The following is a 23,216-nucleotide window of genomic DNA, read 5'->3' on the forward strand; positions in this document are numbered from 1 at the left end:
TAAATTTTCATATCGGGATAAGTCATTTGTCCTTTTTGAAACTTTTTTTTATTTAATTATATACTTTTCAGAATATTATCGATACAAATCCAAATACGTCGTGAAGCTTCTTGTGGAGATTTCTCCGTAATAATCTCAAACCATTTCTTTGCATTTTCTATCACAGAAGAATCCCCTTTAATACCTTTCTCTATTATTTCAGCAATTTCGTCCGGACTATTTATCCAGAAAACCGTTTCAGGTGTTGGCATGGAACGAAAATGAACATAATTGTATATTTTTTTTACAGACCAGTCAGGGATTTTTTTATCGGCTGCATCATAATTAATAAAAGCGCAGGCTTTATTATGGGCAACATAATCAAAAACCATTGAAGATCCTAAATTTACAACCATTTCAGTATTTGCAATAGTATTTATTTGCACGTTAATGTCGGCTTGTGTTGGCAAAACCGTATTCCAGCCGTCCCCTATTTTTTTCCAAAGAGGAACAATTGGGATGATTACATCTTGGTAATCATGCAGTACTTTGTCAAATCGATCTGAAAAATCAACGGGACAACGACGAAAGATAACCCCCAAATTATTTCCTTTTTTGTTTAATTCCCGAATGGCAGTGGCTACATCTTCTAAATATTTTGGATCATCAGGACAAGTTGTTACATCATCTCCAGAATAACAGATGTATTTTTTATTGAGATCTAAATTATGCTGTTTAAAGAAATCTTCTCTGGAAAGCAACTTACTTGTATCAAAATGAGATTCAAATTGTGGAGTTCCAGTTACAAATATCTGTGATTCCTGAACATATGGATAATAAAAAAGTAATTCCTTTTTCATCAAGTCGCTCCAAACAAAATAATAATCTGTTTCTACAACCATTGTAGCTTTGGGCAAATTATCCCAGGAAAAAATAAAAGTTGCAGTAGGAATTTCTAAATCTTGTGCTGCTAACAAAGGTGCAATTGCTGTCATTGGCCGTTGATTGGTACAAAACACCATTGCCGGTTTTTCTTTTTGCAGCGTCTCTAAACTTTGATGATAATAAAGCGTTTTTCTTTCTTCATCCTTAATTTTTTTTCGAATGCGATTTAATCCGTATTTTGAAGAATGGGTAAATGAAATTATTTGCGTGAACAAACTTTTTGCAGCCTTAAAAACTGTTGCATACGAAAAAGGAAATCTATAAGTATCGTAAACACGATCCTTCGTTCTTCGAATATTAAGGTTTAATTCGATTTGTTTACGGGCATTTTTGTAACTTTCCGTAAGTGGATGTGCCTTAGAATTTTGGATTTTTATCTCTTTAAAGCCCAAATCTGTTAACTCAAATGGAGTATTATTCCAAAAAATAATATCAAAATTCTCCTGTAATCCAATAGATTGAAAATCTGAATATGCAAAGTTGCGCAAACCAATACCGTCTGGTAAAAAAATGAATATTTTTTTGTTCTGCATTATCTATTAATATAAATATTTTTTTAGAGTTTGATTAAACTACTAAAATATCTTTCTAAGCTTATTTATTATTTTTAATGATTGTTTCTCAATGGTAACACCAATAGGATAATTATCAAAATAGTCATCACCTCCTTTAAAGTAAATTTCAGTATTTTTAGATGATGAAATATTCGTTTTTTTTAATTCTAAATCTTTAATTTTATTATATAAAAAAGGGAACAATTGATATTCATTTAGTATTAACTGTCTTGCTTCTGAAATAGCTTCCAAATTATCTTCCCACTTACTAGAATTAACTATTTCTTTTAAAAACAAATCAATATGTTTATCCTTAGGATCAATTTGAATAAACGAATTTTGAGGAAAAAAGTTCTCAATAGCGTTGCAGCCAAAGTACAATGGCATTGTAAAACTTAAAAAACAATCTATAATTTTTTCAGTCCAATAATAATCACTTTGAAAGTTTTCATATGCAATTGCATATTTTGATTTATTTAAAACATCCCATTTATCATCAATCGGGTTGATACCTCTACCGTAAAGTTTGACAAAAGGCAAGTTTTTAATATTTTCCAAAAAATCCATTCTTTGGTTATGTCCCTTCGATGATCTTTGGTTACTTGTAATCCAAACAATATTATTTTCTTTATTTAAACTTTCAACTTTCAGGTCACTTAAAAAATCATAATCTTTGTTTACATGCCATGGCAATGCACCATGAGATAGAATATTGTTTTTTTGAATATCTAACTGATTAAAAATAATCTTTGCCTTTTTATTGGCATACTGCCTATACTTAGAAACCTCATTTGGAGGTTCGAGACATAAATGTAAAACATTGTTTTCGTTGACTATAATAGAAAAATCACTCTTAGGATATTCTAAAATCACTAAATAATCACATTCATCAATAGTATCTTCTGTAAAAGTAAAATCCTTCCATTTCATTGAATGATTGGGCGTTTGTCTTTTTAAATCCGGATAATTGAAGTAACGTTCTAATTTAATTATCATTTTATCTATCTCTAAATTGTTTTTGATGATTCATTTTCCAAATCCTATCATCCTGAAGAGACTCTAAAAATAATTCGGCGCTATTACCTTTTCCAAAATCAGCTTTGGTTTGTTTTATCTGATGAAAATCGATACTTTTTAATGCTTTAAAAATATTCTTTTCTTCATAATCTACATTGATAATATCGGCATGAACTGCTCTATTTTGCTGACGAGTACCAATATTTATAATCGGAATTCCATAATAAGGAGCTTCGCGGATTCCGGCACTACTATTGCCTATGATAAATTGAGAATTCTTTAATAATGTCAAAAAATATTCAAAGCGCAACGATGGGAAAATCCTGAAACGAGAATTTCCTTTTAATTTTTGGTAGGCATCCAAAATTATCTGACTTCCCAAATCATTATTAGGAAATACAACAACATAATTATGAGTATCCGTCAATAATGCCTCCACAAAATTTGCTGCATAATCTTTCATGGAATCTATTTCTGTCGTTATGGGATGAAACATTACAATAGCAAACGAATCAAAATCAATTTGGTAATATTCTTTTACAATCTTTAAATCTGGAAGTTTATCTGAAAACATGATGTCAATATCCGGTGAACCAATGGTAAAAATAGATTCCTTTATTTCTCCCATTTGCTCCAATCGTTTTGCTGCTTCGGCATTAGAAACAAAATGAATGTGACTTAATTTACTTACGCTGTGACGAATCAATTCATCTACTGTTCCTGATATTTCTCCTCCTTCAATATGGGCTACCAAAATATTGTTCAACGATCCTACGATAGCACCAGCGAGTGTTTCGACGCGGTCACCATGCACGAGGATTAAATCAGGCTCGACAGTGTTGACATAGACGGAGAGCCCTTCGATGGTCTTGGCCAAGGTCAAATCCATGGTAGTTTCATGGGTATGATTCTGAAAAGTATGTATGTTTTTGTAACCGCAACGCTGAATTTCAAGCAATGTATATCCGTATTCTTCTTGCAAGTGCATACCGGTAACCGCCACAAAGACTTCAAACTCAGGTTGAGGTTCCAGAATTGAAATCAATGATTTTATTTTGCCAAAATCAGCACGTGTTCCGGTAAGAAAGAGGATTTTTTTATTCACTTACTTCAACTATTTTTTATGTTTAATTATCTCGAATTACAATTAGAAATTACTTTTTGTAGAAAAATGAAAAAACAGGTTTAACGATTTTCTTTTTCAACTTATAAAAGAACAAATTCGGATTATGTATTTCTTTTTGATTTTCTTTAAAAACGATTTTTTCGGTTTCGTTTTTTTCTCTATTGCTGAGCAAGTTTTTATTTTGAATTTCTACCATCCAATTTTCTACTTTATTTCCCATGTGGAAAGCATAATTATTGAAAGTAGACAACCTCATCTTATTTGCAAAATCAACAGGCAAATCAATATAATTTTGCTCAGAGTGATTTCCTACCAAAGTCAATGAAGGCAACGTTGGAACAAATTCAAAAAGCAAAGATCTTTTAATTGTCACTACTTGATGATTACTTCCTACGATTGCTTTTGTTCCATTTTTTTTAATTACTGGCCAAACAGCATTAGGATCTGTTTCCTGATCCCAATTGATACTTTCTAAAAACTTACTATAGGCCTCAAAATTTTGAGATATAGGCTCATATTTAAACTTAACTTTTTTCAAAAATATTTTACTCCAAGTTGAAAAAGAAGCATATGTAGGCTCTGTTTTTGAAGAAATAGGAGAAACCAAACCAACATCAGGAATCGAATTAAATATCTTTTCAACAGCTTCTTGCCAACCTTCAACAAATAAAACATCAACATCTGAAAGGGTTACAAATTCTTCTCTGGCTCCTCTGGCAGCACCAATCAAAGCATCCATTTTTCCAATATTTTGTCTGTGATGTATTAAGCAATCGATTTTATCTTCCGAATAAATTTGATTCAGATAATTGGTAACCTCAACACAACTGCCATTATTTACAACTGTAATTTCACATGATACATTTTTAGTAACCGAAATTGATTCTAAACTGAGTTTCATTACCTCAAAAACATTGGCGTAATATCCGCTCATCTGAGGAATATAAACTACAATCACAACCCTATGATTCGATTGTAATTCAATAGTATTCTCTTGTTTTTGAGGATTCATCCCTACTCTCATAGCTTACTTTTTAAAATCAGTAAAATCTAATTGCTCATCTTTTTCAATGTCGCGCGTAGCAATTTTTCCAATCAAATTATCAAAATGCTCTGCTAAAATTTTGCCTGTTCCTGGTCGTTTAACCCAAATGTTTTCTTTGGTCAACATTTCTCCTTCTTTAATATTAGCGATAGTACAAACGGTCGCAAAAGCAAAATCGATTGTAACTTGTTCTTCTTTTGCAGGCTCTTTGACTCCACCACGCATTTGCCAAATTTCATTTGAACTTATTATTAATTCTTTGGTTGCATGCTCGTCCATACTGCAAATGATATCCGGTCCTGTACGCTGCATGTGATCCGTAAAATGACGTTCCAATATACTAGCGCCTAAAGCCACTGCTCCTAAACAAGCATTGTTGTTCAGAGTATGATCGCTCAATCCAAAAACTTTATCTGAAAAAGCATTGTGCATTTCCATCATTGCCCCAAAGCGAACCAAATGTATTGGCGTTGGGTATAAATTTGTAGTGTGCAATAAAGCAACGGGAACTTTATGTTTATCAAAAATAGCAACTGCTTTACGGATACTTTCAATAGTATTCATTCCTGTACTCAAAATGACAGGTTTTCCAAAAGAAGCAATATGTTCTAATAAAGGATAATTATTACACTCACCAGAACCAATTTTATAAGCAGGAACATCAAATTTTTTCAGTCTTTCGGCTGCAGCGCGTGAAAAAGGAGTTGATATAAAAATCATGCCTTTACTTTCTACATATTGCTTTAGTTCGAGCTCATCGTTCTCATTCAGCGAGCAGCGTTCCATAATTTCATAAATGGAGACATCTGCGTTACCCGGAATTACTTTTTTAGCAGCTCCAGACATTTCATCGGCAACAATATGAGTTTGATGTTTCACTACTTCCACTCCCGCACGATAAGCTGCATCGACCATCTCTTTAGCGATTTGGAGAGAGCCTTCATGGTTAATTCCAATTTCGGCAATAACTAATGGCGGATAATCAGGACCTATTTTCCTTCCGGCTATTTCTATATATGAATTCATAAAATGAGTTATGATTTATGTTTTTGATAAAGATATTCTGCATAATCCAGATCTTCCGGAGTATCGATATCGATATTGGCAAAAATATGATTTACTTCTAATGGAAAAGCATTTTCTGAGATAATCGTATCCTTTAAAATCAAGGAACCTTTAGTAATGTATAATAAGCCGTTTTCAAAAAATAAAGGCTCTAAATCCTGACTGCGCTGGCCGATACTATAATTAAAGGGCTTAAATTTATTGTCTGTTATTTTACCAAATTTTTGATGATTTCTTGTCACAGTAAACAAACTGTCACAATTTTCTTTTTGATAAATTTCAAAGGATTCTTTTAGGAGGTTATCTGGTCGTAAAGGATTTGTGGGCTGTAATAAAATTACATTTTCGATATTTTCTTTCAGCGACTGCAAAACGTGTTTCATGGCAGATACCGTTGGTTCCAAATCTCCAGACAACGCTGCCGGCCTATCAATTACTTTGGCTCCATAAGACAGCGCTATTCTTTTTATACTTTCATCGTCGGTAGAAACGTATACCTCATCGATAATTTCAGTATTGGCAAAGGCATATTTTATGGAATGAACCAGCATAGGTAATTCGCCAAACAGTTGAATGTTTTTTTCTGGGATTCGTTTTGATCCTCCTCGAGCTGGAATTATTGCTATTGTTTTCATTCCAAAGTTTTTTTTGCATTTGAAATAATCTCATTCATTCCTAAGTTCCATTCAGTTATCGAATATAAGTCCCTTGGAATCGTATTAAACACAAGTGGATTTTCCATAAACTCAATCATGGCTTTTTCCCATTCTAAAACGAAATGAGGTTTTTCGATAAGTTTCCCTAGTTTTCCGTATTGTAATACTTCTGGAACACCTCCTATAGCAGAGGCAATACAATAATTCCCACAATGTAAGGCCTCTATTAAGCTCAAACCAAACCCTTCATGCCACAGCGTAGGAAATAAATAGCAATCTGACATTTGGAAATAAGTTGGTATTTCATCGTTCGGAATCTTTCCTAAATATTCAACTCCGTCTTGTGGATTTTTAGGTTCACATCCAATTACCCACAAAACAACATCTTGTCTGTTGGAATAAAATCGTTTCCAGGCATCCAGTAAAAGATTTAATCCTTTTTTAGGACGATCTTGTGAACACCATACAAATACTTTTTTATTTGTAACTCCCTTATTTTTTCGTAAAATTTGTTTTTTTTCTTTTGAAATTGGAAAAAACTTGGCGGTATCAATTCCATTATGCAAAACTGAAAATCGAGTAGGCAGAATAGTATAATAATTTTTATGTGCTAAATAGGAATCATTTGTCAATAAAATCATTTCATCTATAGCTTCATAAAACCATCTTCCGTGATAGTTTTCCTGAAAAGGTGGAAATCCGTGGTAAAAAAACTGCAGGTAACATTGCTTTCTTAATCCCGTTTCGGTCAACATTGTTATTAACGGTTTCACGATACCAAAGTTATCAATTATCTGAATGATGTACTTTTCATCTGGCTTTATAAGTTTTTTTAATTCTTCCAAATAAGCATAATAACGATTTTTATACCATTTTTCTAAAAGCTTTGTTTTGAGATCTCTTTTAACAGTTCCATAAACTACAGATGGCTCCGGCCGCTCCGATTGCTTACAAACAATATAGTCGATTTGATGAGATGTAGCAAGATAATTGTTATATAATTTGGTCCAACTCCCTGTAAGAGAAAAAGGTAAAGGAAACTCTGAAATCAGTATAACTTTGGACATGGTATTATTGTAATTGTAACGTTAGGGTAATGCTCGTCAAATCTTCTCCAACAACATATTTATAAACTGCATCTGGATAAAAAGAAATCAAATGTAACAAAAGAACATCATTTATTTCTTTCAAGCTGTAATATTCAGGTATGCTTTTACCCAAAAATCTTTTTATATGATATTTCAATGTTTTTGGATAAGGATCTTCCTGGATCAGGACTTCTAAAATCTGATTATTCAGTTTAGGTAAAACCGAAAATAAAAAATTATCTATCTCCGGTTTCTTATTTTGTACATTCAAAAAAACATCAGGCTTAGCTAAGTTTTCAAACTGATTTTTAGTGATTACATTTCCCCAGTTTTCAGTGTTAACAATACCATCGTTAAGCATTGAATTCGTTCGAAAATGCTCTTGGTTTATTTTCGAAATTGTATTATGCTGCAAAGAAGTTGTCAACTTTTTTTCAAGAGAATTTCTATAAGTAGGATGCCATTGATGCAGCATTAAAACTTTTTTATCAAAAAAATTAACTTTTAATCCATTCATCTTTAATCGGGCATGAACGTCTTCATCTTCGCTTCCCCAGAAATGAAAAAACTCATCAAATCCTCTGATCGAAAGTAGTGCTTCGGTTGGAAATAAAGAAAGCCCCTGAGCACCAATCGAACTTGTAAAAGCAATAGAATAATCTTCAAAATCTTTATTGATTTTCGATTCATTTTCAGTCAAAAAACCAACTTTAAAATAGTGAGCCCTATCGGAAGATTTTAGATCATTTAATGTTGCAACAAATTCTTTATGGAATAACATATCTATATCTGCGACAAAAACATAAGGAGTGCTAACTTGTCTCAAACCTATATTAATTGCTTTAGATCTTGACCAAGGCTGATGCAAATGATAGGAATAAAGATACTCTACAAAAGAATATTGTTTTAAAACATTTTGAATTTCTGTACTTTTATCTGCTCCTGAACCAAAATCTACCAGCAATACTTTGAATCCTTTATGAGTTTGACACAACAAACTGTCTAAAGATTTTTTTACTCTTCCAACTTCTTTATCTTTAAAAATATAAAGTATTGTTATCATTGTTTTTGGACTTTCAGAATAAAGTTGTTTTATTTACTATCATCGTAAATGATTGTTTTATTTTTCTTTAAGATTAAAATTTAAACCCTAAAACAAACCAATTTAAAAAACCTAGTTTATAGCGCATTAAAATGTCACAAATTTTATTTTTTCTATAATACAAAACTGGCGATCCCCATTTGTCATGAAATTTAAGAAACCCTGATAAATTTTTTTCGGTTTCTAAAACCCATTTGTAATCATCTCTCCAAAGATAATCAGGGATTTTGTAGCGCTTTAAAAAATCTTTTTTTTTATCTAAAGTCTTTTCAGATTTTTTGGCTGCTGGTTTCTCCAGATGAATCACGTGTGAATTGTGAACTCTGGCATGTTTTATATTTCGCCTTTTTAAAGTCATTGCATAATCATTGTCAGCATAAAAAAAGTCGAACTTTTCATCTAATAGCCCAATTTTGTCAAACAACTCTTTTTTGGCAACGATACACCAGCCGTTTACATGTGTTCTGACTTTATATCCCAATGAAAATTCCGCGTTTTGGTTTAACAGGGGCGCGGTTCCTTTTGGGCTAAAGGAAAGAATATCCTTGTTTTTATTAGCGATTTCTAAAATGGCACTAAACCAATGTTCGTGAAAAATCAAATCATTATTACACAACGCAATATAATCACCTTTTGATGCTTTTATTCCGATGTTAAGAAACTTATGAAAATTAAAATCTGATCCTGGAACTATAACATTTACAAAATCAGGATATTTAAAATCTGAATTAAAATAATCTTTATTAGATTCTATTAATAATAATTCTTTCGAAATACTATGCTCTGTTTCCATTAAAGAATTAATACAATTCATTGTCATAGTATGTAAATCAATTGTATCTGTTTTACTTAAAATGATTATACTAAGATTCATATATTCTCATTATAATATTTGTTGAACAGGTTACCGTCACTGTCTGATAGCCAGGAGCTTGACAAGGTGCTGTTTTTATAATAAAAATCCTGCTCCTCATTCAATTCTTTATTATTTATATACCAGCCTCCGTGAATGGCTTCCATTGGATGTTTCGTTCTTATCGCCTTCATAAAATTATCTACGCTATATTTATAACCAGGCCTGTACAATGCAAAAGTAGTATCGATTTTAGCGATATAATTGCCTTCCTTTGTTTTCTGCTCCCAAAATCTGGATTCCCATTTTACAATTTTATCCTTATTCAAATTTGTATCAGGAATATCATCAATTTTTAGACTAAAGCCCACTTTATTAAATTTAAAATCGTTATCTAAAATGTTTTTAAACTTCAATAAAAAATCTGCCGGGCAATCATCACTTGGCAAAATATCTGCATCGGTTACAACATAATAGCCCTTAGAATATCGTTCATATAAGGCTTTTATTTTCCAAAAAACCAAATGCCCAAAATTTTCTTTTAAACGATGAATAGTTACTGTAGATTCTATTTCATCAAAATATTTAAGTAATGGTGCGTAGCTCGAATTATTATCAACTATAACAATATTATTATAATTATGCTTCTTTAAAAAATCAATTAATTGTTTCAAATAAAAAAGCTGATTGAAGCTAATAATTATAATCGGTATTGATTTGAAATTTTTGTTTTGGAGAATTACGGTTTTATTAAAAATACTATAATTCAATTGAGCATACTTACCTTGAACCCAATTAATTTTTTTTTTTATAATCGGTTTTATTCCAAGAAAATCAAGAATTTTTGTTAACTTTTTTTTCATTTAACCAAGGATTTGATTGATGAATAACTTATAAAAATTCTTCTTAATAATTTGGCAAAATGAACAAAATTAAAATTTAAACTATACGCCTTTAGCAAAAGCCCCCATTCCTTCGTAGTTGGCTCGCTAGTTCTTTTAATAATTTGCTCATATTTCATTAATAATTTATAGCGCTCTTTTTTTTGAAAGAGATTCAATTTATCTTTTATCAAATCTTTATAAAAAAGATTTAAAGCTAAATTTTTTAAAATCTTATTATCACTTTTCCCAGATATATTAAGATTCGACATTCTTATAAATATTGTGCTACTATTTATGGTGAAAATTGGTTTATTGTCTGTAAAATCCAGCCATGCCATATCATCACTATGCCAACCTAAAGGATATTCGCGAAATTTATATTTTGAATAGGAATCTCTCGAAAAAATATATTCTGATAAGGAGCTCCTGGTTAACCCTTTCATACGTCTTACAAAAGAATCTGCCGCCATTTCTAACTTAGAATGCTGATAAACTTCTGAAATGGTATTTTCTTTTTCATCAACAAACTGAGTTGCAAATCTTATTATATTACTTTCTTCTTTTTTAATTTCCAACAAGCTTTCATAAAAATCTTTGATTACATGCTCTCCTAAAACATCATCATCACCCAAAATCATAATCCATTCTTCATTGGCTGATAGATTAATACAACGTTCCCATTGTTGCTTTAGCGAACTCCCTCCAAGATTTGTCTCAAAACGCTGATAAATAAATTCAAACTTATCTTTATACTTATCTAATAAAAATAAAGGATTTTCGGGACTTGCATCATCACCTATATAAACTGTAAAACGTTGATCAATTTGAGTCGCTAATGATTTTAATGTAGCTTCAAAAAACGTGATTTTGTAGTATGGAATAATTATAGCTAACATTATATTTTAAATATTATGAAGTACGTTATCTTTAAAATTTTGTTTAGCATTTAATTAAATACAATATTTTTTTAATAACCCGTCCAGCAAAAGTATATTTTAAAAATAAGGTTTTCTTAACATTTTTATTTAATTGCCAAAATAGATTGCCCAATATCATTTGATAAAAGAGATTGATTTCACGCAAATTATTTCCAGCATTTATTGCAGTAGCCTGTTTATCATGCAATCTAAAACTAATTAATTTTTCGTCTATAAAAATCACATCATAATACTTCATTACCCGGCACCAATACTCAATGTCTAAAGTTTGTTTTAACACTTCTGAAAAAGGCCCTACTTTTCTAAAAACTTCTTTTTTAATTAAAACTGCTGTTGGTTCTCCAATTTTATTTTCGGGAAACTCAAATATATTATCGTCCTTGAGCAATTGTTTGCCGCTACTCACAACTCCATCTAAAACAGAATGTTGTTTCCAACTCAAATGAAGATTATTGTATAATTTTATCCATTCGATATTTTTTTCATTGGCAGCATTATAAATAAAATCTCTTTTAGAATAAACTAAACCAATATTTTTATTTTTCAACGCATACTTTACCATTTTTTCAATACAGGTAGGTGATAAAATGTCATCCTGAAATAAAAACTTTATATAGTCTCCATTTGCTTTGTTAGCACAATTATTCCAATTTGCACCAATTCCTTTTGGTTTATGATCAAAAACATAAATTGGAAAAGAAACCTCAGTTTTAAAAGTATCAATTATTTTTAGAGAATTATCACTCGAGTTATCATCGCTTACAATCAATTCTATATTTTGATAAGTTTGTAATTTTAAACTTATAAGCGCTTCCAACAAGTATTTTTCGCCATTGTAAACAGGAAGACAAACAGAAACTAATGGTAAATTACTATTCATTTTTTATCATTCTAAATGCCAGAGAATTTCTGTTTGCTTTTTTTTAAAATTTTTAATCCGACTCTTAAAGAAAGAACCAATAATAATTTTAAATATTTTTTTTCTTCTTTCGCAAATTTAATTGAATGACTACTGCAACTTATTAATTCAGAAAGCGATAATTTGCCAATTCCTTTTGTTAATAGCAAGAAATATTTATCTCGCCAAAAAACTTCATCAGAATGTGTGGAACTATAACCCCCATCAGCGTAATTAGCAATTATTTGATTTACAAACATTTTAGATATTTTAGAAGAAAAAAACCATCTGATATTATGATCCCAATCAGCATGAGATTTGTAAATTAAATTGAATTTTCCAATTTTATCGAATATACTTTTCTTAAAAAAAATTGCCTGATGACAAATATTTTGGTTCATTATTTTTGAATAGGTAAACAACCCGTCATAAATTCCATTAAAGCGCTCTGAATATACATTACCGTAAACTACTTCATTAAGCCTGAGTGCTTCACTATTTATAAATTTTTCGATAGTATCTGCTTCATACAAAGAATCATCACTTCCTAAAAAATACAACCATGTTCCTTTTGCTAGCAAAATTCCTTTATTCATAGCATCATATATTCCGTTGTCTTTTTCAGAAACAACAGTTATGTTTGGAAATTCCATTTTATTACTCTCAACAATTTCCAATGTATTATCCACTGACAAACCGTCGATAACTAATATTTCAATATTTTTAAACGTTTGATTTATGATACTTTTCAAAGCTACATCAAGCGTAGAACCAGAATTATACGTCGGAATTATTATCGTTAAAATGGGGCTTGCCTGAGTTTTAGACATTTTTTTTCAGAACTTATTAATTTAGATCAAATTCTATTATCAAGCTCGATAATCTAATTGTTTATATTTTTGTTTTGACTTTAAGTCTAGCGAATATTATAGGTAGTTTGTATAATTGTTATTAATGGAAAATTTAAGATTTTTTTCCTTCAGTAGACTTTTGAATACTAGAAAACAGATCAATATATTTTTGTGATTGTACAGATTGATCATACTTTTTAATTGCATCTTCTCGAATAGAAACTCTATCAAAACAGCTTGGATTCTTCAAAAATTTTTGCAAAGTTATCATAAGTGAATTAACACTTATTTCATCTGTTAGAAAACCATTTACTCCATCTTGAATCATATCAACTATGCCTCCGACAGGAAAACCAATTACTGGCGTACCACATAGTAATGATTCTAGAACAGTATTAGGCAAATTATCCATTAAAGAAGGAATTACAAATACATCTGCAGCAGAATAAGCAATGCTCATCAATCTTTCATCATAAATAGAACCTAATTCAAGTACATTTTCAATTAGCTCTAAATCACTATTTTTATCCCCAATAGCACACAAAACCAGATTCGAATCTGATAATTGTTCAAAAGCTCTTTTTAAGAAAATAAATCCTTTTCTATTATTTGATATTGAATCGGCAACGAACAAAATAACCTGTTTACCTTCTGGAATACTTAATAATTCTCTCGAATATTTTTTATCCCTTGGTGTATATATTGAAGCATCCAGTCCATAAGGTATACAATGAATTTTGGCATTTTTAAACACTTGACTTTCTCTTGCTTTTTTTGCCAACCATTCTGAAGGAGTAACGACAGTCAAATTTGAAAACTTATCAAGCACTTCCTTTTTCAGAGTTAAATTTTCATTTGAAATTTGAATTTCTTCTGGAGATAATTTTCTTTTAATAGGATATCCATCTTTATCAATTCCTAAAAACTCTTCAAGATAGTGCTCTCCTCCAGTAAACGGATTCATGTCGTGTAATGTCCAGACAACAGGCTTCTTATTTATTTCAAAAAAAGTTTTATAATCCAGGAAGTTCGCTACCCAATGTAAATTAATGATATCTGCTTCTTTATAAAGTTCAGATTGTGTGATATCAAGATCCGAATTAGGAAAACTAAACATTTCTAAATTTCTATTCCTTTGGCTTAAAAAATCTTGATGCATCCTTTTAGAAACATCAATATCGGAATACAGTTTTAACTCTTTTAAAATTCGTTTTGCTTTATTTAGAACTTTATCATGAAAAGTATTTTTTTTTTGTGGTTGCCTAAAGCATTTAGATTCTGGCCAATTATTTTGCTTAAATCTAAGTAGAACATTTGAATTTATTCCTTTTAATAGAAATCCCAAATGCAAACGCTTACAAGCGTTTGCTGCACCACCTCTGTCATAAGTATTAACTAAAAGAACTTTCATAACTTCTTTGCTTCTATAAATAAAGAATCAGGTTTTCTCACCTCTCCGTTAATTACATCCAGTTGATAAGTTTCCCAATTTTGGATTTCACTTTCAAAAGCATTACATACCTTTATTTCTGTAAAACCTACTTCTCTCAAAAGTTCCGACAATGAATAACGATCATACATCCACTGATGTATTTCACCACTAAGTCTAAATTGTCCAATTTTTAGAGCTTTTAATTCTTGTTCCGTTAAAGCTTTTTTTTGTTTCCCAATCCTTATTTTGATAATAATTGTTTTTACTTTTTTTAAAAGCGACTTCAAAATAGATACTTTTAATTTTATCTCGTTATTATCATAATTATTAATTACTGATTTATTCAAAAATGAATCCCTAATTTTTTTTGCTTCAGAACCTATACGCTTGTAAACATACGTTTCATTTTCTATAATGGGTTGATATAAATAGTTCTTCATATCACCACCACTTTCATTCCTTATCATTTGATCAAATAATTCTAACTTAATCCATTTATAATTGTTCTTAGCTTCAACATTTCCCTCAATTGCTAATTGAAGATTCTCTAAATATTCTTTCACAATAATTTCTAAATTTGGGACAGCAATTCTTACTATTCCATTTTTATTTAGAACACGATAACATTCTTCAATAAAATAAAAACCATCACTTTTAGTAAAATGCTCCAACACATGAGAGTGATAAACTACATCAATTGCATTATCCTCAATAGGTATTCCTTCTAATAAATTATGTTGGATAACATATTCATTACTTGAAAAAAAATCAATATTTATCCAATCTTTATGATATTTTTGACCACAACCTAAATTAACCAACTTCATATTATTTTAATTATTTTCAATATAATTTAATTAATTATTTACCCTCCTTATGCCCAAATATATTTAATTGAAAATCCATATTATTATAATTTCCCAATCCCATTAAAGGGGAGTTCAAAGAATTATTTCCTGGAATTGACATGTAAAGCCTAAACTTAGCTTTTATAAGAATGTCTATAATTTCATTTAATGTCTGAGGTTGACCAACAAAAGAATGATATTCTACAAAAATTCGATCAACTCTAATAAGATCATCTTCAATATCTTTCAAAACAATAGTCTCCGCTCCTTCTATATCTAGTTTTAAGAAATCTACCTTCTTTTTTAAATAGGGCTTAAGAGAAATAACCTCTATGCTTTTAGAAGTAGTAGCAATAGATTTGTCTAAATCTGCAATTAAACCACCATCTGCCCCCTCTGAACTAAATGATAATATTATGTTGTCATTCCAAATTCCTTTTTGAAGTAACTCTACATCAGTAAAATTAAAAGTTTTTATATTTTCTTCCAATATCATATAAATCTCAGGATCTGGCTCAAACGCAATAATATTTGAATCAGGATACAGCAATTTTAAATAAATCGTTGCGAGACCAATATTAGCACCGCCATCCACAATATAAGGTGTTTTATTTGATGTCTTAAATCGATATATCTCGTCCTTGAAAATTTCCTTATTCATAAAAATAAACGATGCACTGTCAGGAATTGTAATCTCACGGTCTTTTAACATAACAGTTGTTTTAGTATAGCGTGGAAAACTAGCCAAAGCTTTTTCTTGCTCATTTTGAGATACTCTGAATTTACGTTTTATCAACTGGATAATTTCAGGTGATAGTAATCTAACTAACTTTCTCTTTAAATCTTTTTTTAAACCTTTATAAGTGAGTTTTTTATTTTTAGGAATATTAAAAACTTTAGCTGACGTATATCTATCGGCTTTTTTATCAACTTTAATACTTTTCGGATGTAAAATTGCACCAATGTCTTGTGTTTTCAAATTTGAAAATGGACTATATCCCCTTGTATGTGTCGCATCATTACCAAAACCAATATTAGAAATTAAATTCACATTAGGTAAAATCGTAATTCCACCACTATACCAAATAGCAAACATCCACTGATAATCCCATGTATCAATTTCTCCTTCATAGGTTTTTTGAAACACATTACACCAATAGGTATATTGATCTCTGTCTCCATTACACTTTGATAAAAGTCTATTTTCTTGGAAATTCGGCCAATTTTTCATTTTAAAATCATACTTCAACCATGACTTTTTCCATGTTGCCCAACCCCAAATATGAGCATACTCAGAAAAATAATAACTTCCATCACCACGCACAATTCCTTTTTGAAAATTATTTCCCGATATCATCATTACCCCTTCATCATTTCTATATCTCTCCAATAGAGTTTCCGAATATCTAAAAAAAGAGGAATGAGGCAAACTATCATCTTCAAGTATTATCCCTTGTTCGACGTTTTCAAAAAACCATGATATTGCTTCAGACACTGCAACACCGCATCCCAAGTTCTCATCTCTGAATAATGTTTTTACCTCACAGTCCCAATCTATATTATTAAGCACAATTTCTCGAGTAGTTTGACATTTATCTTTGTCATCAACCACATGTGAACGAGCTCCATCAGCAGCAACAAACAAATATCTAGGTTTTTGCTTTTTTATTTCATCAAAAACTTGTTGAGTTGTATCTGGTCGATTAAAAATTAAAAAAAGAATTGGAGTTTTAAACATTACAACAAAGTATTATGAATAGCTAGTAAATTTTGAAATTTAAAAATTTCGTTCTTAGAATCATACTGAAAAAGAGGAATTAGTCCTTTTTCGCTTAATCTATATATTTTATAATCTATCAATATTTCATAAAAATCTTTAAGAAAGACTCGGGATATTACATTCATCTCATTAAATTCAAACTGAATAATTTTAATTCCCCCGTTTTTAATCATTTGCATGCTACCTTTCAAAACATCCAACTCATGTCCCTCAGTATCAATCTTTAAAAAGTCAATGTAACCAATTTTATTATTATAACAGAAATTATCTAAACTATCTAATTCAATTTTTATTGATGTAATACTTTTATCATTATGTAAATCATTAAATACTCCTTCGTATAAACTAGCATGTTGACTATTTAAATCACTCAAATAAGTAAAAATCTCTGATTCTTTCTTTGTATCACTTAAGCCTATATTAATAGGCGTAATTTTTTCTAGACAATACACGTTTTGCTTTAAAACATTATATGTATTACTATTAGGCTCAAAAGAATATATTAGTGAATTAGGATAAATTGAAGCTATATTTACACTGTATTCTCCAATATTAGCCCCAACATCAAAAAAAACAGCTTTTTTATTTGTGGTAATAAATTTTGGCAATACTTTTAGAATTAAAAAGTTTTCTCCACTTACTATTTCATTTTCATAATTTAATATTCCATTAGTATTATATGCAAAAAGTAAAGGATCACGGTCCAATAATTTAAAAATAAAATTCAACAAATTATCTTTTTGCGTATTACTTTTAAAGAAATATCTAACTATTTTTTTTATTGCTTTTTTAATCATTTTTAATAGAATACGTATAATCAAATAAAACTGTTTTTCCTTCCCATCCTTTTGGATAATTCATAGCACCATCATAATAAACTCCATCTTCAACAGAAAAAAGTAAGGCATTTTCAATCCAATCTTGTATTTCAGTGTCAGATTCAAGAAAAATTTCTAAGTTATAATTCGACTTAGTCAGTGGCAATTTTGGTATAACAAACTCAATGCATCCCTTTTCATATAAGTCAATATATTGATTAGCACCTAATTCAGTTGACAGTAATATGAAATCTTTTCCTTGATTAGAAATCGCTACACTAAGTCTACATTTTTTATACTTTTTCAATGTATTACTTTCAAAATAAATATTGATGACTACTTTTTCACCAGTCCTCAAAATTTTTATTTCTTTTTCATTTCTATCTAAAATTTTTACATCAACTATTTTAATATCCCCTTTACCTTTTCTCTCTTTAATATCTTTAATTAATACAGCTTCATTAGAACTATTCAAACTTAAATAGTAATTTATTCCATCATTAGTATTTCCTTCAAAAACAACCTTTCCATTCTCCATCACAATTCCCTTTGTACATAATTGTTTTACAGCCGCCATATTATGACTCACAAATAATACTGTCCTTCCTTCCCCTTTAGAAATATCCTGCATTTTTCCAATGGCTTTTTTCTGAAATTCAGCATCACCTACAGCTAGTACCTCATCAATAACTAAAATTTCTGGTTCCAAAAAAGCCGCAACAGCAAATGCCAAGCGTACTGTCATACCGCTACTGTAACGTTTAACAGGTGTATCGATATAACGTTCGCAACCGGAAAATTCTATAATTTCGTCAAGCTTTGAGGCAATTTCTTTTTTGGTCATTCCAAGAATAGCGCCATTCAAAAAAATATTTTCGCGACCTGTCATTTCGCCATTAAACCCAGTTCCTACTTCAAGCAAAGATGCAATACGTCCTCTGGACTTAATGCTTCCTGTTGTCGGAGCCGTAACTTTAGACAAAATTTTTAAGAGCGTAGATTTTCCCGCGCCATTCTTTCCTATAATACCTAAAACCTCCCCGCGTTCTACTTCAAAATTAATATCCTGTAATGCCCAAACATATTCACTTGTGCCTTTTGTGCTTCGATCATTAGTATCGCCAACTTTTAGATAAGGATTTTCTTTACCTCGTAGCTGGTGCCACCAACGATTAATATCATGGGTAAGCGTACCCGTACCAACCTGTCCCAGACGATATTGTTTAGAAATGTTTTCGGCTTTTAATATAATATCTTTACTCATTTATTTAATTCTAACTCAACTTATTACTAAAAACTATTTATTAAATTAAACAGTATCTATAAAACTTTTCTCCGTCTTATTAAAAATCAATAAGCCTATAAAAAAAACAGTCAATGTAACGCCAAACGTATAACAAAGTCCTAAAACGGAAATTTCTCCAACATCTAAAAGCATGTATCGACCCGTTTCAATTAGATAAGCAAGCGGATTGTATTGAACGAGCCAGCCATATTGAGGGAGTTTTTGCTTAATCAATTCCATAGGATACATTACCGCAGACAAATACATCAACAACTGAATTCCGAAACCTAACAAATAACTGAAATCACGGTATTTGGTAACCAAAGAGGAAATCAGCATTCCTAGTCCTAATCCCAAAATTCCCATCAACATAACTAAAAAAGGGAAAAACAGTATAGTACTATTTAAGCTTAACGCGGTTCCTTTTATATAATAGAAAAGATAAAAAACAACAAATATAAAAAGCTGGATACCAAATTTAATTAAGTTGGAAATTACTACTGATAATGGTGTAATAATTCTGGGAAAATAAACTTTCCCAAAAATTGCGGCATTGGCTTTAAATGTATCTGAGGTTCCTGTTAAACAAGCCGTAAAATAATTCCAAACTGTAATACCTGCCAGGTTGAATAAAAAAGGAGGCACAGTTCCTGTATCTATACCTGCTACGCTATTAAAAATAATGGTAAATGTAATAGAAGTAAACAAAGGTTGTATCAGGTACCAGAGAGGGCCTAATACAGTTTGTTTATATGCCGTAATAATATCTCTTTTAACAAAAAGCAGCAATAAATCTCTGTATTGCCAAACTTCATTTAGGTTAAGTGAGAAAAATTTGTTTTTTGGTGTTATTTCAAACAACCAGTCATTCGAATTATCGGTGGTATTCATTTTTTGGTTTTACAATTTAATGCAATATGCTTCTAATAAAGCAAATTCGGTCTAATTAACAAGATTTTTAATCGTATTCAAAATGTATAAAAAAGCAAAAAAGGCGTTTTAAAAAAAAACACCTTTTTATAAATTTGAATTAAAAGTTAATTCTATACATATTATTTGTCTAAGACTTCAAAAGTCGAATTCATACTCTTGAATTCAGGAACTATTTTTTTCATCTTCGCTACAATATCATCATTGTCATAAAAATCCGCAATTCCGATAAGTTCGTCAATTTCAATATGCAGATTTTCATACTCGTCTTGTATTTCCTGCGCAATCATAATTTTGTTATGATAGGTTGGCAATGTCTTCGAAGTATCATTTAATAATTCTTCGTATAATTTTTCACCTGGTCTTAAACCAACAATCTTAATTTTAATTTCTTTATCCGGAATAAACCCTGCCAGTTTGATCATTTTTTTAGCCAGATCAATAATCCTAACAGGTTTCCCCATGTCGAATATATATATTTCACCTCCGTTACCCATTGCTCCCGCTTCTAAAACTAGCTGGCAAGCTTCAGGAATAGTCATGAAATAGCGAATAATATCCTGATGTGTTATTGTCACAGGTCCGCCTTCTGCAATTTGTTTAGTAAATAATGGAACTACCGATCCATTAGACCCCAAAACATTTCCAAAACGGGTTGTAATAAACTTTGTTACACCTTCATTATTTTCTTCTCTTTGGTTTTTCAAAAATAATGATTGTACATATTTTTCAGCTATTCTCTTACTTGCCCCCATAACATTGCTCGGATTCACAGCTTTGTCTGTCGAAACCATAACAAATTTTTTCACATGGTACTTGCATGATAAGTCAGCTAAATTCTTTGTCCCTTTTATGTTTGTTAAAATAGCTTGTGACGGATTCTCCTCCATCAAAGGAACATGCTTGTAAGCGGCAGCATGGAAAACAACGTGCGGATTATGATTTTTAAAGACTTTTTCTAAGGCTTTTTTACTTCTTACATCAGCAATTACAGCAACAATTTTTGTTTCAGAATTCATCCCCAATGTCTCCAGACATAAATTATGAAGAGGAGTTTCGGCATGATCTAAAATAATAACCATTTTTGGGTTAAACCCTAAAACCTGTCTCACAATTTCACTACCAATAGATCCGGCAGCTCCTGTGATTAGAATTGTTTTTTCTTTTAATTGTTTTGAAATGGACTTACTATCTAAGACAATAGGTTTTCTTTCTAATAAATCTTCAATCTGAATATTTTTTACTTTTTGAGAAATTTCTTTTTGATTTTCCCAATCCGAAATCAATGGAACTGTATATACTCTATAGTTAAATTCTAAACATTGATCAACAATAATTAATTGTTCGTCTTTAGATAAACTTTTATCAGCAATAATCACGCCTTCTGCAGCTACAGAACGCATTAGTGCTGGCAATTTTTTTCTTAGAATCAAAATAGGAAGATCCAGCATTCGCTTAGAAGCATTTTGATTGTTTTTGTCAACAAAACCAACTATTTTAAATCGTGAAGGAGTTTCAAATTTTAATGCATTTGCAACTGAAATTGCATTGGCATCTGTACCGTAAATTACTGTTCTGATAAGTTTTGTACTTGCCTTTTCAGAAAAATATAATTCAAAAGTTTGTTTGACAATTACACGATATAAAAACAAACCACAAAATGACAAAACCAAATTGATAAAGAGAGCCGTATTTAAAAACGCTTTATGTCCGGTATATAATTCAAAAACTAAATTGAAAAATAAAAAAAACACCAAAACCGACATTTGAGAGAACAACAGTTTTATAGCATCAATATAAGAAGAGTGCCTAATAATTCCGGAATAAGTTCTAAAAAGCCAGAAGAAAAATATGTTTATAGTAATTAAACCCGATACAAAATAAAAATCATGTGACGTAATAATATAGCCTAATGCTGTCCCTTCGAAAAGCATATAAGTAAACGTAAATGAAAAAACAAGAACCATTACATCTATAGCAATAATGATCCACCTAGGCAGATAACTAAGATTATTAATATTGGCTCTTAAGTTCCTTGCAGAAAAAGAGTTATGCAATATATCGGCTATTTTGGATTGTTTATCTGTATTCAATTTTGGTTGCGTTTGATTTTGTAAACTTAGTATGGCTTACAAAAATACAAATTAAAGGTATTAAAAAATTATTTCACTTAGTAATTTATACTTTAACACCTTTTCTTTTTTGTTTCAAAAATTCGATTAGATAAGAACCGTATCCAGATTTAACTAATGGAAGGGCAAGTTTTTCTAACTGATCATCATTTATAAAGCCTTGTCTCCACGCAATTTCTTCGATACAACCCACTTTCAATCCTTGTCTTTCTTCCAGAACCTGAACAAATTGACCAGCTTGCATTAAGCTATTAAAAGTTCCTGTATCAAGCCATGCTGTTCCTCTGCTCAGAATACCCACTTTTAATAATCCTCTTTCTAAATATACTTTATTTACATCCGTGATTTCATATTCACCTCTAGCACTTGGCTTAATATTTTTTGCTATTTCGACAACTGAATTATCATAAAAATATAATCCTGGCACTGCAAAACTAGATTTTGGTTCTTCCGGCTTTTCTTCAATAGAAATTGCTTTAAAATTTGCATCAAACTCAACTACACCATAACGTTCAGGGTCTGAAACATGATAAGCAAAAACAACTCCTCCTTCTGGTTTTGTATTTGATTTCAAAAGTTCCTGCATATTAGATCCAAAGAAAATATTATCTCCCAATATCAAAGCAACATCATCATCACCAATAAATTTTTCACCAATTACAAAAGCCTGTGCTAAACCATTTGGATTAGCTTGTTCAGCATAACTAAATTTACAACCCAACTCAGAGCCATCTCCTAACAATTTTTTAAAATTTGGCAAATCATGCGGTGTGGAGATAATTAATATTTCATTAATTCCAGACATCATTAATGTTGACAATGGATAGTAAATCATTGGCTTGTCATAAACAGGCATCATCTGCTTACTCATGGCAAGTGTTAAAGGATGCAAACGTGTTCCAGAACCTCCTGCTAAAATTATTCCTTTCATAAATATTGATTTTAGATTCTAGATTTTAGATTTTAGTTTTCTTATCATTGAAATACCAA

Annotated in this window: 21 protein-coding genes; all 21 read right to left on the minus strand. The window is 30.6% G+C overall.

Translation table 11 applies throughout. The features are described 5' to 3' along the window. Nucleotides 1-56: 56 nt before the first annotated feature. Complete coding sequence (locus J2X17_RS15335; RefSeq protein ID WP_310299837.1) at nt 57-1,457, minus strand: glycosyltransferase family protein; 1,401 nt, start codon at nt 1,455-1,457, stop codon at nt 57-59. 42 nt (nt 1,458-1,499) lie between these two features. Continuing rightward, complete coding sequence (locus J2X17_RS15340; protein WP_310299839.1) at nt 1,500-2,474, minus strand: glycosyltransferase family 10 domain-containing protein; 975 nt, start codon at nt 2,472-2,474, stop codon at nt 1,500-1,502. A gap of 1 nt (nt 2,475) precedes the next feature. Continuing rightward, a complete protein-coding gene (neuC, locus tag J2X17_RS15345; RefSeq protein ID WP_310299842.1) occupies nt 2,476-3,600 on the minus strand; it encodes a UDP-N-acetylglucosamine 2-epimerase in 1,125 nt (374 codons plus the stop codon). Nucleotides 3,601-3,649: 49 nt separating this feature from the next. Then, nucleotides 3,650-4,645 (minus strand): glycosyltransferase family A protein, encoded by a 996-nt coding sequence (locus J2X17_RS15350; RefSeq protein ID WP_310299845.1) that lies wholly within the window; start codon nt 4,643-4,645, stop codon nt 3,650-3,652. Between the two features lie 3 nt (nt 4,646-4,648). Further along, on the minus strand, nt 4,649-5,692 hold the full coding sequence (gene neuB, locus J2X17_RS15355) for an N-acetylneuraminate synthase (RefSeq protein WP_310299847.1): 1,044 nt from the start codon (nt 5,690-5,692) through the stop codon (nt 4,649-4,651). Between the two features lie 8 nt (nt 5,693-5,700). Continuing rightward, nucleotides 5,701-6,366, minus strand: coding sequence for an acylneuraminate cytidylyltransferase family protein (locus tag J2X17_RS15360; RefSeq protein WP_310299850.1), 666 nt, complete (start codon nt 6,364-6,366; stop codon nt 5,701-5,703). Continuing rightward, entirely contained in the window at nt 6,363-7,454 is a 1,092-nt protein-coding gene (locus J2X17_RS15365) for a glycosyltransferase family 4 protein (RefSeq protein ID WP_310299853.1), read from the minus strand. The genes J2X17_RS15360 and J2X17_RS15365 overlap by 4 nt, the downstream gene beginning before the upstream one ends. Before the next feature lie 4 nt (nt 7,455-7,458). After that, entirely contained in the window at nt 7,459-8,538 is a 1,080-nt protein-coding gene (locus tag J2X17_RS15370; protein ID WP_310299856.1) for a glycosyltransferase family 2 protein, read from the minus strand. Between the two features lie 73 nt (nt 8,539-8,611). Beyond that, entirely contained in the window at nt 8,612-9,451 is an 840-nt protein-coding gene (locus tag J2X17_RS15375; protein WP_310299858.1) for a glycosyltransferase family 2 protein, read from the minus strand. Further along, complete coding sequence (locus J2X17_RS15380; protein WP_310299860.1) at nt 9,448-10,293, minus strand: glycosyltransferase family A protein; 846 nt, start codon at nt 10,291-10,293, stop codon at nt 9,448-9,450. Before J2X17_RS15380 ends, J2X17_RS15375 begins: the two co-directional genes overlap by 4 nt. Next, nucleotides 10,290-11,210, minus strand: a complete 921-nt coding sequence (locus J2X17_RS15385; RefSeq protein ID WP_310299863.1) for a glycosyltransferase family 2 protein — start codon at nt 11,208-11,210, stop codon at nt 10,290-10,292. Before J2X17_RS15385 ends, J2X17_RS15380 begins: the two co-directional genes overlap by 4 nt. A gap of 43 nt (nt 11,211-11,253) precedes the next feature. Beyond that, entirely contained in the window at nt 11,254-12,132 is an 879-nt protein-coding gene (locus J2X17_RS15390) for a glycosyltransferase family 2 protein (protein WP_310299865.1), read from the minus strand. A gap of 11 nt (nt 12,133-12,143) precedes the next feature. Then, complete coding sequence (locus J2X17_RS15395; protein WP_310299869.1) at nt 12,144-12,980, minus strand: glycosyltransferase family 2 protein; 837 nt, start codon at nt 12,978-12,980, stop codon at nt 12,144-12,146. Nucleotides 12,981-13,113: 133 nt separating this feature from the next. Then, nucleotides 13,114-14,412 carry a glycosyltransferase gene (locus tag J2X17_RS15400; RefSeq protein WP_310299872.1) on the minus strand — a complete coding sequence of 433 codons (1,299 nt, stop codon included), beginning with the start codon at nt 14,410-14,412 and terminating at the stop codon, nt 13,114-13,116. Further along, nucleotides 14,409-15,260, minus strand: a complete 852-nt coding sequence (locus tag J2X17_RS15405; protein ID WP_310299875.1) for a class I SAM-dependent methyltransferase — start codon at nt 15,258-15,260, stop codon at nt 14,409-14,411. Before J2X17_RS15405 ends, J2X17_RS15400 begins: the two co-directional genes overlap by 4 nt. Before the next feature lie 34 nt (nt 15,261-15,294). Next, entirely contained in the window at nt 15,295-17,019 is a 1,725-nt protein-coding gene (locus tag J2X17_RS15410) for an FkbM family methyltransferase (RefSeq protein WP_310299877.1), read from the minus strand. After that, nucleotides 17,019-17,858 (minus strand): FkbM family methyltransferase, encoded by an 840-nt coding sequence (locus J2X17_RS15415; RefSeq protein ID WP_310299879.1) that lies wholly within the window; start codon nt 17,856-17,858, stop codon nt 17,019-17,021. The genes J2X17_RS15410 and J2X17_RS15415 overlap by 1 nt, the downstream gene beginning before the upstream one ends. Then, nucleotides 17,851-19,143: an ABC transporter ATP-binding protein gene (locus tag J2X17_RS15420; protein WP_310299883.1), complete on the minus strand. Its 1,293-nt coding sequence runs from the start codon at nt 19,141-19,143 to the stop codon at nt 17,851-17,853. The genes J2X17_RS15415 and J2X17_RS15420 overlap by 8 nt, the downstream gene beginning before the upstream one ends. A 45-nt stretch (nt 19,144-19,188) precedes the next feature. Further along, a complete protein-coding gene (locus J2X17_RS15425) occupies nt 19,189-20,055 on the minus strand; it encodes an ABC transporter permease (protein WP_310299885.1) in 867 nt (288 codons plus the stop codon). A 161-nt stretch (nt 20,056-20,216) separates the two neighbouring features. Continuing rightward, nucleotides 20,217-22,187, minus strand: a complete 1,971-nt coding sequence (locus tag J2X17_RS15430; protein WP_310299888.1) for a polysaccharide biosynthesis protein — start codon at nt 22,185-22,187, stop codon at nt 20,217-20,219. Between the two features lie 85 nt (nt 22,188-22,272). Next, entirely contained in the window at nt 22,273-23,157 is an 885-nt protein-coding gene (gene rfbA, locus J2X17_RS15435) for a glucose-1-phosphate thymidylyltransferase RfbA (protein WP_310299890.1), read from the minus strand. Nucleotides 23,158-23,216 lie beyond the last annotated feature (59 nt).

The organism is Flavobacterium aquidurense (genome assembly GCF_031458035.1).
GTDB lineage: Bacteria > Bacteroidota > Bacteroidia > Flavobacteriales > Flavobacteriaceae > Flavobacterium > Flavobacterium aquidurense_C.

Coding starts and splice junctions, on each gene's coding strand:
- J2X17_RS15335 (WP_310299837.1), bottom strand. CDS start 1,457: ATGCAGAACAAAAAAATATTCATTTTTTTACCAGACGGTATTGGTTTG.
- J2X17_RS15340 (WP_310299839.1), bottom strand. CDS start 2,474: ATGATAATTAAATTAGAACGTTACTTCAATTATCCGGATTTAAAAAGA.
- J2X17_RS15350 (WP_310299845.1), bottom strand. CDS start 4,645: ATGAGAGTAGGGATGAATCCTCAAAAACAAGAGAATACTATTGAATTA.
- neuB (WP_310299847.1), bottom strand. CDS start 5,692: ATGAATTCATATATAGAAATAGCCGGAAGGAAAATAGGTCCTGATTAT.
- J2X17_RS15360 (WP_310299850.1), bottom strand. CDS start 6,366: ATGAAAACAATAGCAATAATTCCAGCTCGAGGAGGATCAAAACGAATC.
- J2X17_RS15365 (WP_310299853.1), bottom strand. CDS start 7,454: ATGTCCAAAGTTATACTGATTTCAGAGTTTCCTTTACCTTTTTCTCTT.
- J2X17_RS15370 (WP_310299856.1), bottom strand. CDS start 8,538: ATGATAACAATACTTTATATTTTTAAAGATAAAGAAGTTGGAAGAGTA.
- J2X17_RS15375 (WP_310299858.1), bottom strand. CDS start 9,451: ATGAATCTTAGTATAATCATTTTAAGTAAAACAGATACAATTGATTTA.
- J2X17_RS15380 (WP_310299860.1), bottom strand. CDS start 10,293: ATGAAAAAAAAGTTAACAAAAATTCTTGATTTTCTTGGAATAAAACCG.
- J2X17_RS15385 (WP_310299863.1), bottom strand. CDS start 11,210: ATGTTAGCTATAATTATTCCATACTACAAAATCACGTTTTTTGAAGCT.
- J2X17_RS15390 (WP_310299865.1), bottom strand. CDS start 12,132: ATGAATAGTAATTTACCATTAGTTTCTGTTTGTCTTCCTGTTTACAAT.
- J2X17_RS15395 (WP_310299869.1), bottom strand. CDS start 12,980: ATGTCTAAAACTCAGGCAAGCCCCATTTTAACGATAATAATTCCGACG.
- J2X17_RS15400 (WP_310299872.1), bottom strand. CDS start 14,412: ATGAAAGTTCTTTTAGTTAATACTTATGACAGAGGTGGTGCAGCAAAC.
- J2X17_RS15405 (WP_310299875.1), bottom strand. CDS start 15,260: ATGAAGTTGGTTAATTTAGGTTGTGGTCAAAAATATCATAAAGATTGG.
- J2X17_RS15410 (WP_310299877.1), bottom strand. CDS start 17,019: ATGTTTAAAACTCCAATTCTTTTTTTAATTTTTAATCGACCAGATACA.
- J2X17_RS15415 (WP_310299879.1), bottom strand. CDS start 17,858: ATGATTAAAAAAGCAATAAAAAAAATAGTTAGATATTTCTTTAAAAGT.
- J2X17_RS15420 (WP_310299883.1), bottom strand. CDS start 19,143: ATGAGTAAAGATATTATATTAAAAGCCGAAAACATTTCTAAACAATAT.
- J2X17_RS15425 (WP_310299885.1), bottom strand. CDS start 20,055: ATGAATACCACCGATAATTCGAATGACTGGTTGTTTGAAATAACACCA.
- rfbA (WP_310299890.1), bottom strand. CDS start 23,157: ATGAAAGGAATAATTTTAGCAGGAGGTTCTGGAACACGTTTGCATCCT.